Below are 12,408 nucleotides of genomic sequence, written 5' to 3'. Positions count from 1 at the left end.
GGAAATATGAAGGGACAAAGTCGCCTCGACCAGATTATGGACTATCTGAAAAGCCATAATCTGGTGACCGTCGATCAGCTGGTGGCTGCGATTTCAGCGTCACCGGCGACTATCCGGCGGGATTTGATCAAGCTCGATCAGGAAGGGGTTATCAGCCGGTCGCACGGCGGGGTGACCCTCAACCGTTTTATCCCTGCTCAGCCGACCACGCTGGAGAAAATGCAGCGCAACCTCGCTGAGAAGCAGGCCATTGCCCGGGCGGCAGCCAGTATGGTCAGCTCAGGTGATTCGGTGGTGCTGGACGCGGGTACCACGATGATGGAACTGGCCCGACAGCTGACGCATCTTCAGTTGCGGGTGATCACCGCCGATCTGCATATCGCGCTGTTTCTGTCTGAATTTAAACAGATTGAGGTGACGATTATTGGCGGACGGATTGATGATTCCAGCCAGTCCTGTATTGGCGACCATGGCCGCAGGCTGCTGAGGAATCTCTATCCCGACGTGGCGTTTGTCAGCTGCAACTCCTGGAGTCTGGAGAAGGGCATCACCACGCCGACCGAAGAGAAAGCCGGTCTGAAAGAGGATCTGCTGGCCAATGCGCGACGCCGGGTTCTGCTGGCCGACAGCAGCAAATACGGCTCCTGGTCACTGTTCTGCGCCACGCCGTTGCAGAACCTGACCGATATCGTCACCGACAGCCACCTGAGTGATGACGTATACCACGAATTGTGCGGGCAACCCTTCGACCTCCAGCTGACCCAATCCTGAAGCACAAATAAAAACGGGCGACCCTGAGGTCACCCGATAATCACCGTTGATTATCTTACGGCGCGACGGACGGAATGTTGCGTCCGTAGTAAATCTCACGCATCTCTTTCCACAGCAGATCGGTAATGCGTTTGTGCTCCTGCTGGCTCAAATCTTCCGGTCTGGTGTTGAACAGGTAGTGTTTCAGATCGAACTCTTTCAGCAGCATCTTGGTGTGGAAGATATTCTCCTGGTAGACGTTCACATCCATCATGTCGTACATCGACTTCATGTCTTCGGACATAAAGTTCTGGATCGAATTGATCTGATGGTCGATGTAGTGCTTAACACCGTTAATGTCGCGGGTAAAACCGCGCACGCGATAGTCGATGGTGACGATATCGGATTCAAGCTGGTGGATCAGATAGTTCAGCGCTTTCAGCGGAGAGATCACGCCACAGGTCGACACTTCGATATCGGCGCGGAAGGTACACAGGCCGCCTTCAGGGTGGCTTTCCGGGTAGGTATGCACGCAGATATGGCTCTTATCCAGGTGCGCAACCACGGAATTTGGCAGCGGACCAGGGTGCTCAGAGTTATCGATATCTTTCGGATCGATCGGCTCTTCGCTGACCAGGATCGTCACGCTGGCGCCCTGAGGCTCATAGTCCTGGCGGGCGATATTCAGCACGTTAGCGCCGATAATCGAACAGGTTTCGCTGAGGATCTCCGTCAGGCGGTTGGCATTGTACTGCTCATCAATGTACGCAATGTAGCCGTCACGCTCCGCATCGGTATTGGCGTAACAGATATCGTAGATACAAAAACTCAGGCTTTTCGTCAGATTATTGAAGCCATGTAGTTTTATTTTTTGCAATTTAGTTCACCCCCTTAAGATGGCCGGTCATTCGGCCAGCGCATTCAACAGATATTGCGGCAGGGCAAAGCTGCCAGTGTGGATCGCCGGATTGTAGTATCGACACTGCAGACCTGCCGCGTCAAAACGCGCCTGTAGAGTGGCGGTATCCAACTGACGCAGCGCCGGGTTGTCGCTGGCCCAGGCAAAGGTCATGATGCCACCGTAATAGGTGGGGATCGCTGCCTGGTAGAAGCTGACGTCGCCAAAATAGTGGCTCAGCTTGCGATGGCTGTTGACAGCTTCATCCTGCTGCAGGAAGCACACGCCATTTTGCGCTACAAAGATGCCATTTTCATTAAGGCAGCGGCGGCAGCCTTGATAAAACTCTGAGGTGAACAGGCTTTCGCCCGGACCGATGGGATCGGTGCAGTCAGAGATAATGACGTCAAACTTGTCGGCACACTCACGGACGAAGTTAACGCCATCGTCAATCACCAGATTGAAACGAGGATCTTCATAAGCGCCAGCGCTGTGGTTTGGCAGGTACTGCTTACAGAAGGTCACCACGCCCGCATCGATTTCCACCATAGTGATGTGTTCGATGTTTTTATGACGGCTGACTTCACGCAGCATGGCACCGTCGCCACCGCCGATAATCAACACCCGCTTAGCCGCACCGTGGGCCAGCAGCGGAACGTGCGTCATCATCTCATGATAGATAAACTCATCGCGCTCGGTGGTCTGCACCACGCCGTCAAGTGCCATCACGCGGCCTAAGGCGGCGTTTTCAAAGATGATCAGATCCTGATGTCCGGTCTGCTCACGGTACAGTACTTTGTCGACAGAAAAATACTGTCCGAAACCGGCATGAAGCGTTTCATACCACATTTCTTTTTCGGCCATGATAGGGTTCTCTTGGTCAAAACTGCCACGAAAAATGGGCGCGATATAATAGCTAACTATGACCGTGGTTGCACGGTCAAATTATCAGCAGGAAAGGAGGCTGGGACGGGGATTATTTCACGTAGGCGAGCAGACTCAGGGAATCCCGGGCCAGTGATTTGCACTTCATGTCGTTAGGGACGGCGATGCCGCTGAGATCTTTGTAGCTGTCTTCGCCCAGCGACTTCATGTTGTAGCTGTTGTAGTTGCTCAGATCCCAGCGATTCTGCTGGGCAAAGAACACCAGCGCCCGGCGGATCTGACCGTCCGGTAAATCCTGGTAGCCACAGTCATTCTTAAGATAAACAAACACAGCGGTCAGATCCGCCAGATCTTCCGCTTCCGACTCGCTAAGCGCAAAACTTGTCGACGAGAAGCCAAACAGACCCAGTAACAACAGAGCCTTGATGCTTTTCTTCATAATTGTTCTCAACCGATTGCAATAGCCTGACGTTAGCACAGTTATTGGCAGGCTACAGTCAATTTTGCCAGGGAAATGTCCGGATCTGATGATTTTCTTGTTCCCGGGGAAACAACGCGGCTCAGAAACTTGACCTTCCCTGAGGGGCAGGGTAAAGGAAATATTCCCACGTCTCTTAGTGTCTACTCTGTCACCTTTTAACGCCTGCCATCACTGGATCCCCGCCATCTTAAATTCTACCTTTGTCTACTGGCGTTGCAGGAAATCAACCTGTAACTGGGGGCCTCTTACGGGGGTTTTTTCAGCAGATAAGGAGATAGGGATATGCCGTTAACCGCCCGCCCGGCTGGCGAACGGCAATGACTCCATGATGACGGCGGTTGCTGCCGCCCTGGTCGCGCCGCTCATTGGGCTGGCCGGTGCGGACGGTTTTGGCATTCATTTTTATGAACAGTCCAGCGCGGGCAAAACCACCACGGCTAATGTTGCCACCAGCCTTTACGGGCACCCCGATTTACTGTGCCTCACGTGTTACGGTACCGCGCTGGGGCTGGTGAACGAGGCCGCCGCCCATAACGACGCGCTGATGCCGCCGGACTACGGCGAACAGGTTCACCGGGTGGCGGCGCGGTTTGCCTTACTGGAAGCGGCGTTACTGCTGGGGCAGGTGATTACCGGCTGGGATACGCAGACGTGCCGGGATGCCATTCAGCACAGTTATAACGCCTGGCTGGGCGCGTTTGGCACGGGCAACAAGGAGAGAGAACAGGTTATCGGGCAGGCCGTGGCGTTTCTGAATGCGCATGGTCAGGGACGTTTCGCGCCCGTTCAGTATGACCCGAGGGATTTACCCATCCATGAACTCTATGGCTACAGGGACGCGGGAGAACCTTACGACGCGCCGTTGTTGTTTTACGTGCTTCCCAACCCGTTTAAAGAGCAGGTGGCGAAAGGTTTTAATAAAGACTCTGCTGCCAGAATCCTTCACGAAGCCGGAATGCTGAAAAAGCCCGCCAGCGGCAAGGGCTGGCAGACCAGAACGCCCAGGCTCAAGCACCTCAACGACGCCCGACAGTGGACTTACTGCCTTTCCTTCCCTGATGAAGGTAACGAACCGGAATAACTCTCACACGCGAGGGATAAACGGTTATCCCGTTTATCCCAGCATAATACACTAATGGTTTATTTATTGTTATTTATGAAAAAAACAAACAATTCCCGGGATAACTCAGGGATAAAACCAGGCCGTTTTGGGATAAGTCAGGGGGATTTTGGGATAATTTTTTACCCTGGCTGGCCGGGATAAGCCGGAAACGGGTTCAGCTTGTCCCAAAACAGGGGGGAGTTATCCCGGAAATTAAAATTAAACAGTTTTAATTCATCCGGTTAGTCTTTTTGGGATAAACGGGACAGCCGGGATAACCGTTTTCTGTATATATACATGAACCGTGTGCGTGAAAACGTTTTGGTGTCGCTGGTGGCCGTTATGCAGAGCTGGTGGGCAGGCAGCGGGCCGGTCTGATAAACCCTCAAATAGAGGATATTAACGGCTTAACTTTTGCTTAATCAGGGTGTAAGGTTATCCGGATTATTTTTGTCCAAAAGGAAATGGATATGAGTATCAGCCTGCCCGGGAATTATCTGTATTACCTGCCCAAAGACGATCTGGAACCTGAAAAGTACGAGCGTATTATCTCCCCTCTCTCTGCGTGGCGTCGCATATGTGAAAAGTATGAATTTGACGACAGTCGCAGCGGCGGCGTTTATCTAATCAGTAGGCGGGAGCGGGCTTTTTACATGAATCCCCATCAACCTCCCTCACATGGCGTACGCGAAAAAGCCAGGCTTGAACGCATGGTTAAATCTGGTGACGTGGTGATGCTCAGTGATTTGTATGGCCCCGGTAATGTTTTTTATATCGATGATGAAGGTAAGCTGAGAGGGAATGATTCATCAGCTTTTTCATCTGAAGCCGTTAAAAAGATTGTCCGGGAATATGACCGCTCAGTAAGCGGCAGGGATTATCGTGCCACAGGAGGCAAACCACGCCCGACTAAACGGGAAGTGATAAAAAGAGCGGCAGCTCCACAACCAGAAATCTATGGAACGATAAACAGCAAGATGGCAGGCCGGTTGCTGGCTGCCGGTGGAGTGTATAACCAGAATCCGGAGATGTTTGCAGATACGGCCAGAAATCTTGGTGGTGAGGCTGCGGAAGGGTTTGACCAGGTATTAAATGAAAAAACAGTAGGAGCCGCTATAGCAGCGTCTTCAGTACTGTTAGCAATGAATCGTTCTGGATCGCAAGACATACTCAAAGAAACTCAGGAATTACAAAAGACCCTACGGGGAGCCGAGAGAGCTGCGAAATTTGCTAAGAACTGGCCTGAGGCAGATCTAAACGCTGCTGTAACAAAGTTTGCTGGTGATAAACCGATAGTTACCATGACTGATAAGGGTAAGCGTATATACCAACATCCTGAGACAGGGGTAGAAGTTGTTGAGGACATATCAGGGAGTTATTTTAGGATACATGATCCATCATTATCAGGGAAACGGACATATTTAGACCTTGATGGAAATGTCCCTAACAATAAAACCTTAGAAAATGGTAAGCTGGCTGGAAGAAATCAGAGTGAATATAATGAAGTAACACACTTTAGAATTAAAGGTGAATGAAAATGAAAAATATAACTGTACCTGTTAATGAAGATGCGATGTCTCGTCTGGATTATGACAACTGCGAGCCAGGTGATTTGATTGAACTTTTCATTAATGATGATGAGTTTAACTCCCTTTGGAAAAGCGGAGTTTTTGAAAAGTTTAATGATAAATTTTCGATGCATATTGATGATTATGAGGATGAATCGTTAATGGGCTTGGATAATTTATTAGCAGCAAAAGAGATGCTTGAAAGTATAAAATCTGAAGATAAAACTTTCCTTGATTTAAAAGCTATGTTTGATAAAGCGGTTGAATGTAATACAGGTGTGTTTTTCTTTTTTTAAGTTCATTTTGATTGCGGTTTATTTTGGCAAGCCCCCACTTTTGACAAGCGGGGCCTTGACTTAAGACAAAAGGAGTGTCCTGAAAGGAATGTATGACGTCAGCTATTGCTGATACATCATCTAAGCATAGAAGAAACATTGCCTCATGTGTGAATCATTCGAGGTGCTCAATACTTAATTTCTTTTTTATAAGAACATTAAACATTTACAGGATGTGTTGGCAACGCATGAAAGACTAACCAGAACTGGCCCTTATGGTAACGTGGGGTTAGTAGGTATCAAGATCACCTTGTGTGATAAGATTGCTGCGTCTGAGTCTGCAACGTTGCATGTTTTTTCATCCGCTGCCTGCACGTGTAACTAAATCTAACAGGAAAATAATTTGTTTTGGGGGCTTTAATAGGGGCCTTCAACAACTAATTTTTTATTTTATGATTTAAAATCATCAAATTATAAATAACTTGACCTTCCCTCAGGGGCAGGGTTTATGCTGCGGCGCAGTTAATGATTGCCAGGATAAGGAAGGGCTGATGCAACGCCGTGATTTTATTAAGTTGAGTGCCGCAATGGGGGCTGCCAGCGCGCTGCCATTATGGAGCCGTTCTCTGATGGCGGAGCAGGCGCGTCCGGAACTGCCTGTTCCGACGTTACTGACGCCGGACCCGCGCGGCATGATCAATATCGCGGCGCAACAGGACCAGACCCAGTGGATGGGAAAATCCTTCACCACCTGGGGCTATAACGGCAACCTGCTGGGGCCGGCCCTTCAGCTGGAGCGCGGCAAACCGGTGACGCTCAACCTGCATAACAAGCTGCCGGAAGCGACCACCGTTCACTGGCACGGGCTGGAACTGCCTGGCGAGGTGGATGGCGGCCCGCAGGCGCTGATTGCACCGGGCAAGTTCCGCACCGTCAGTTTCACTCCCGATCAGCCTGGCTCAACCTGCTGGTTCCATCCCCATCAGCACGGCCGTACGGGTTACCAGGTTGCGCAGGGGCTGGCCGGGCTGGTGATCCTGAAAGATGACGCCACCGAGAAGCTGCTGCTGCCTAAAATCTGGGGCGTCGATGATATCCCGGTGATCCTTCAGGACAAGCGGCTGAGTAAAGACGGCGGCAAAATTGATTATGAGCTGGACGTGATGAGCGCGGCGGTGGGCTGGTTCGGCAATACCATGCTGACCAACGGCGCAATTTATCCGCTGCAGGCTGTGCCGCGTGGCTGGCTGCGTCTGCGTTTGCTGAACGGGTGTAATGCCCGTTCGCTGAATCTGACCACCAGTGACCACCGCCCGATGTACGTTATCGGCAGCGATGGCGGGCTGCTGGCGGAACCGGTGAAGCTGATGGAACTTTCAATGATGCCAGGCGAACGCTTCGAAGTGCTTATTGATACCCACGATGGCAAAACTTTTGACCTGCAGACGCTGCCGGTGCGGCAGATGGGCATGACGCTGGCCCCGTTTGACCAGCCGTTGCCCGTGCTGACTATTCAGCCGTTGCAGATCCTCGCCAGCGGCTCACTGCCGGACAAGCTGGTGGATGTGCCTGCACTGCCTGCGCATGAAGGAGTGAAAGAGCGCTGGCTGCAGCTGATGATGGACCCTGAGCTGGACCGCCGTGGCATGCTGGCGCTGATGGAGAAATATGGCCATGCCGCGATGGCGGGCATGAGTGGCGATGCGCATGATAACGATGGCGATGATTCTGCGGGTAAGGGCGGGATGGACCATGGCGCGATGCAGGGTTCAATGCAGGGAATGGATCACGCATCGATGTCGGACATGCAGCATAATCAGGCAGGTTCCACACCTTACGATTTCCGCAACGGCAATAAAATCAACGGACTTGCGTTTGATATGACGAATCCGGCCTTTGATGTGCAGCAGGGCGTACTGGAAAAGTGGACGATCTCCGGCGAAGGCGATGAAATGCTGCATCCTTTCCATATTCACGGCACCCAGTTCCGTATCCTCTCCGAGAATGGCAAACCCCCGGCACCACACCGCAGCGGCTGGAAAGATATGGTCCGCGTGGAAGGCTGGCGCAGCGAAGTGCTGGTGCGCTTCAACCACGCCGCAGCCAAAGATCAGGCCTATATGGCACACTGCCATCTGCTGGAACATGAAGATACCGGCATGATGCTTGGGTTTACTGTGACGGGTAATAGCGCTGACGAGAGCTGAAGCCTGGTTCCATCGGGTCATTTCTGGGAGTAACTATAATGTCGGCAGCAGGAAAGACAAAAAAATCCCCGCTGGTGCGCGGGGATTTTTCTCTGTATTACACGGGAAACCGATCAGAAGTGGTAATTGATCCCCGCTATGCCGCTATAGTCGGTCTGGAAGGTGCCACCGAAGCTGGTTTTTACCTTTGCACTCAGCGACAGGCTTTTACTGATATTCCCTTCGATACCGAGCTGTGCGCGATAGCGGTTATCAGAGAAAGCGCTGAATTCACGGTGTGCCTGGCTGTCGCTTAGCGTCAGACGAGAACCCGCCTGGCCGGGGGAATATTGATATTCAAGCCCTGCTGTCAGCATCACATCAGGATTGCTGGCCCAGATACCTCGCTTTTTCAACTCCACGCCACTGGTCACGAAATAAGGCGAGCCGGAACTGAGAGCGATCTGAGCATCTTCCCCTTTCACCTTATAACCTGACATATAGCCGCCACGGAGACCGATGTATGGCGATACGGAGAATTCACCTTCCGCCATGCTGAACTGATAGCCGGTTTTGACACTGCCCGCAAGGATATTACTGTCCCGTTGTGCGCCATTGATCCCCAGGATTGGGTCGAAACTGAACTCCTGGCTCAGGTGCATATAGCGACTGGCCGCATCCACGAACCAGCCTGCCGGGGAAGACCAGGAGTAGTCGACGCCAACCGTTGCCAGGCGATGGGTCTGCTGACCGTTGCCTTTGGTTTTACCCTGAGTGTAGCTGGCGTTGAAACCGAACATCTGCTGGTCGCGAACGGTATCCACCCCCACGTTCAGCGTCTGCTGATTAACGGTAAACCCTTCAAAACCGCCTTTGCTTTGCTCAATGGTCGCCCACTGACCGCTTTTCTCCGGCTGTGAGCGCAGCATTGAGGCACGACTGTTCAGCTGGCTGAGCGCTTCACTGAAAATATACTGACGGGAAGCCATCAGCCCGCGCGTGTCGCGGATCAGTTTTTTGTTGTCCTGGATGGTGAACCAGTCATCAGGATTGAAAGCCGACTGTTGATCTGCTTCAGAGGCTCCCTCTTCTGCTGACGCGGGATCTTCTGCGTTCGCGTCAGGTTGTGTCTTATCACCAGAAGGTGACTCAGGCTCTGTATCCGGTTGTTGAGGAGTAACGTCAGGAACATCCGGCGCTGGCTCAGGTTCCGGTTCAGCATTATGCTGCAGGAGCCACTGCACCCTGTTGTCCGTATCTTTCACTATATAATCAGGCGTATATAGACTGAATCCACGGGCAATATCCGGCAGGGTAAAATAATCATGAGCGGTACCCGCTGGCGCATCCACCATCACGACATCTTCCAGCAGTGAAACGGGCTGGGATGAGTCAATCAGCAGTGAAACGTCCAGAATATTGCTGTCACCCGTTGCGGCGTTTTTAATCGTAAGCTTATCGCTCTCTGTCGTGGCTGGTTTCACTGCCAGACTGAGGGTCAGTCCGGTTGCGTTCAGCGTATCGACTTCCAGATTTTTCGCTGACCATTTTTCACCGGAGAGCATCGACAGTTGCGAACCACTGATTGCATTCAGGGTGGTGATGTTGCTGTTACCCGTCATCGTCCAGTAAGCCGAAGGATCCAGCGTGACGCTGGTGCTGCCCGTTGAGGTGATGTTGCCCTGATAATCCACTTTGCCCAGATACAGGCTGGCGTTGTCTGCCAGCGAGACATCACCAGTCACGGCGCTGGCCGGCAGCAAGGCCAGTTCAGCATCCGTACGCACGGGCTGGCTGCAGGACGTTGTGTCGGTGTTGATCACCGAATAGCAGCGCCAGATGTTGTCCTCTTCTGCGATGCTATTGTTGTAGCCAAACATAACGTGCGAAGACTCACCGGCAACGATATCTGCCGTAACATCCGCGTATTCGCCGACCTGGAAAGTAGCATCCTTATTCACGACGATCTGGCTGGCTTTGAAATAAGATGTCGACCAGTCATCGTCCACTACCACGCCGCCAGCATGGGCGACGGGCTGGCCGGACAGCAGTACGGTTCCCTGCTTCACATTCAGGTCGCCATTCAGGTTCATGCCACCCGTCAGGGCAATTTTTGCCTGTGATCCGGGTTGATCAACATTGACTTCTAAGTGACCATTTATTTTATCTTCGTCAGTTTCCCCAATGAAGCCACGAAACACCTGTTGGTTCAGTTGCGCCAGGCGGTAATCAATTGCCGCATTCAGATCGGTGCCTAAATAAGTCCAGGTTGCCGTGCTGCTTTTATCCGTCGGATAGTACCAGTAAGAAGACTTATTCAACTGGAAATATTCTGTGTCTTTGGTGTAAGGGTTTGGATAGATATAAATCGAACCAACGGTGCCTCGTGGGTTGGATTCACTGAATTTTTCAATAGTAATGTCACTACTGCCGAAGCCGCTCAGTGTCATCGCCGCAGAAGTTGAATTATTGTGGTTAGCTAATATTGCTCCGCTGTCGGTATGATTGATTTTTTTGAAGTCGAGAGCGTTACCGTTGAGATCTAACGTTCCTCCCCGATACCCAAAGAAGATATTCGACGTGCTGACCTGATTGGCATCAGCGAGGACCACCGTTGGGCGTCCACTAACCAGGGTGACGGATGAGAATGCTTGTTTCTGTCCGTCAGCATTCGCCTGTTGATCCAGGATCACCGTACCGGCACCCGTGTTCAGGCTACCTTCGTTGACCCCGGTAGCATTAATATGCAGCGTACCGTCACCGATTTTATGCAGTGCATCATCAGCAACGCCATTAACCTGCCACAGGACTTCTTTACCGGCATCCACTTCCACGCCGCCGCCTGCCCAGGTGGCATTAGCGCCGCTGGCTGATGTCAGGGAATAGTCAGCGGAAAACTGCAATTTACCCGCGCCCATATTGACGGAATCTGCCAGTTCAATAACGCCGCCATCGCCGCTGAAGCGTAAATCTTTGGTGGCGTCGAGTTCTTCATTGGTCGCTTGCGAAGGGGCCTGGTTTTTATAGTCATCAGCCAGTCCCTGCCATGACCACGCATTACCGCTCTGGGTAATAGAGTCGCCCCAATGAATAGTGCCGTCTTCGTTACTGTCGGTCACGTCAGCAGAGGTGTTATTTTCCTGGATGGAGGCGAGATAGCCATCTGGCAAATAGCCGATGACATTGCGATCCTGATAGATGCCTTTATTTGAATCGCTTCCCACCAGAACACCAACAACTTTCCATTGTTTTTCAATGGAGTCATAAGCAAAAACAGGGCTGCCGCTGTCGCCAGCATGCCCGCCAATGGAAAGCAAAGTGGTATTCGGGTCATCAGGCGGCAACTGGTAATATCGTAAATAGCTGCTGTAGGATAAACTATCAACGCTTTGTTTACTGATTGTTCCGCCCGTTTTCCAGCTGTAGGCACCGGCCAGTTGGATAAGCTCCGTGCCCTCTTCATTAATCTGAGCCTGAGTCCCGGCACCCATCCGGGTATACCAGGCGTAGCGCGATATATAGTCGGATAAGTAATCTGACTTCTCCACGAATGCGGCAGGAGCGGCATCAGTGACCACTTTATTCAGGCGTGGGGCGTGGAAATCGGCAGAACTGTATTCGTTGCGATTGATGAGATTGTAGGTGGCAGCGTATTGGGCACCATTACCAAATGAAACGTTCTGATAGCCTCCGTTGTGCTTGACGCTGACGATATAAGAAGGCGAAACCAGCGTGGAATATCCCATTGACACCACTGAGCCGAAGTCAGGCATGGCAAATTCCAGATAGCCTGATAAAGAACCATCTGTTTTATAAATGGGAACATTCGTTGCTCCGGCAGTGTATTTCCCAAGGTTTTCCGCAAAGTCACGGTAGTCCTGAACGGATACGTCAGGATTTAACACACCAGCTGAGGAAGTCAGGCAAACAAAAAAAGAGCAACAATAAGCAATCTTTCTTCTTTTCAAAGTCATTATCCTTAACAATGATTCCATTTTCTGTACTCTTCGGGAGTTCACGGTTCCCACTCTCTCTGAATAAATCAGGCCTCCTGTGTACTAAAAGAAGAGTTTTATCGAGCCCTCTGAAAAGGCATAAGATTCTGAAGGATATAAGCGGTCATTTCAAGAAAAGTCTTAAATGATTAAACGAGAGGTGAAATAAGGTTGAAAAATTTAATCTTTTACTTTGCAGGCTTACAGATCGTAGTGTGATAATTTAAATTCATTCTTTTTGAGGGGGCTTGTTTAGAAAATAGTTTTA

General features: G+C 51.2%; 8 protein-coding genes and 1 pseudogene. 5 read left to right on the top strand and 4 right to left on the bottom strand.

Annotation, left to right across the window (positions count from 1 at the left end; genetic code table 11):
• Window positions 1–6 precede the first annotated feature (6 nt).
• Complete coding sequence (locus tag AC3Y5R_RS03885; protein ID WP_489920230.1) at window positions 7–771, top strand: DeoR/GlpR family DNA-binding transcription regulator; 765 nt, start codon at window positions 7–9, stop codon at window positions 769–771.
• Between the two features lie 55 nt (window positions 772–826).
• Here AC3Y5R_RS03885 and speD read toward each other — a convergent pair whose 3' ends face one another.
• The 3 genes from speD to AC3Y5R_RS03870 form a co-directional block, all read right to left on the bottom strand.
• Entirely contained in the window at window positions 827–1,627 is an 801-nt protein-coding gene (speD, locus tag AC3Y5R_RS03880) for an adenosylmethionine decarboxylase (RefSeq protein ID WP_158781787.1), read from the bottom strand.
• 27 nt (window positions 1,628–1,654) lie between these two features.
• Window positions 1,655–2,512 carry a polyamine aminopropyltransferase gene (gene speE, locus AC3Y5R_RS03875; RefSeq protein ID WP_489920229.1) on the bottom strand — a complete coding sequence of 286 codons (858 nt, stop codon included), beginning with the start codon at window positions 2,510–2,512 and terminating at the stop codon, window positions 1,655–1,657.
• 112 nt (window positions 2,513–2,624) lie between these two features.
• A complete protein-coding gene (locus AC3Y5R_RS03870) occupies window positions 2,625–2,972 on the bottom strand; it encodes a YacC family pilotin-like protein (RefSeq protein ID WP_158781785.1) in 348 nt (115 codons plus the stop codon).
• A gap of 340 nt (window positions 2,973–3,312) precedes the next feature.
• On the opposite strand from AC3Y5R_RS03870, the pseudogene AC3Y5R_RS03865 reads away from it, so the two are divergent.
• The 4 genes and pseudogenes from AC3Y5R_RS03865 to cueO form a co-directional block, all read left to right on the top strand.
• Window positions 3,313–4,095 (top strand): annotated as a pseudogene (locus tag AC3Y5R_RS03865) (DUF927 domain-containing protein); the annotation flags it as partial.
• Window positions 4,096–4,586: 491 nt separating this feature from the next.
• Window positions 4,587–5,651, top strand: a complete 1,065-nt coding sequence (locus AC3Y5R_RS03860) for a DUF8093 domain-containing protein (protein ID WP_489920228.1) — start codon at window positions 4,587–4,589, stop codon at window positions 5,649–5,651.
• A 2-nt stretch (window positions 5,652–5,653) separates the two neighbouring features.
• Entirely contained in the window at window positions 5,654–5,980 is a 327-nt protein-coding gene (locus tag AC3Y5R_RS03855; RefSeq protein ID WP_489920227.1) for a hypothetical protein, read from the top strand.
• A gap of 530 nt (window positions 5,981–6,510) precedes the next feature.
• Window positions 6,511–8,166: a multicopper oxidase CueO gene (gene cueO / locus AC3Y5R_RS03850; protein ID WP_489920226.1), complete on the top strand. Its 1,656-nt coding sequence runs from the start codon at window positions 6,511–6,513 to the stop codon at window positions 8,164–8,166.
• Window positions 8,167–8,279: 113 nt separating this feature from the next.
• On the opposite strand, the gene AC3Y5R_RS03845 is transcribed toward cueO, so the two are convergent.
• A complete protein-coding gene (locus AC3Y5R_RS03845; RefSeq protein WP_489920225.1) occupies window positions 8,280–12,119 on the bottom strand; it encodes a S6 family peptidase in 3,840 nt (1,279 codons plus the stop codon).
• Window positions 12,120–12,408: the final 289 nt, after the last annotated feature.

The organism is Erwinia sp. 009765445 (assembly GCF_058137865.1).
This window is presented reverse-complemented; position numbering and strand designations above follow the sequence as displayed.

Bases quoted from the DNA above. Each gene is read 5' to 3' on its own strand.
- AC3Y5R_RS03885 (WP_489920230.1), top strand. From the start codon at position 7: ATGAAGGGACAAAGTCGCCTCGACCAGATTATGGACTATCTGAAAAGC.
- speE (WP_489920229.1), bottom strand. From the start codon at position 2,512: ATGGCCGAAAAAGAAATGTGGTATGAAACGCTTCATGCCGGTTTCGGA.
- AC3Y5R_RS03870 (WP_158781785.1), bottom strand. From the start codon at position 2,972: ATGAAGAAAAGCATCAAGGCTCTGTTGTTACTGGGTCTGTTTGGCTTC.
- AC3Y5R_RS03860 (WP_489920228.1), top strand. From the start codon at position 4,587: ATGAGTATCAGCCTGCCCGGGAATTATCTGTATTACCTGCCCAAAGAC.
- AC3Y5R_RS03855 (WP_489920227.1), top strand. From the start codon at position 5,654: ATGAAAAATATAACTGTACCTGTTAATGAAGATGCGATGTCTCGTCTG.
- cueO (WP_489920226.1), top strand. From the start codon at position 6,511: ATGCAACGCCGTGATTTTATTAAGTTGAGTGCCGCAATGGGGGCTGCC.
- AC3Y5R_RS03845 (WP_489920225.1), bottom strand. From the start codon at position 12,119: ATGACTTTGAAAAGAAGAAAGATTGCTTATTGTTGCTCTTTTTTTGTT.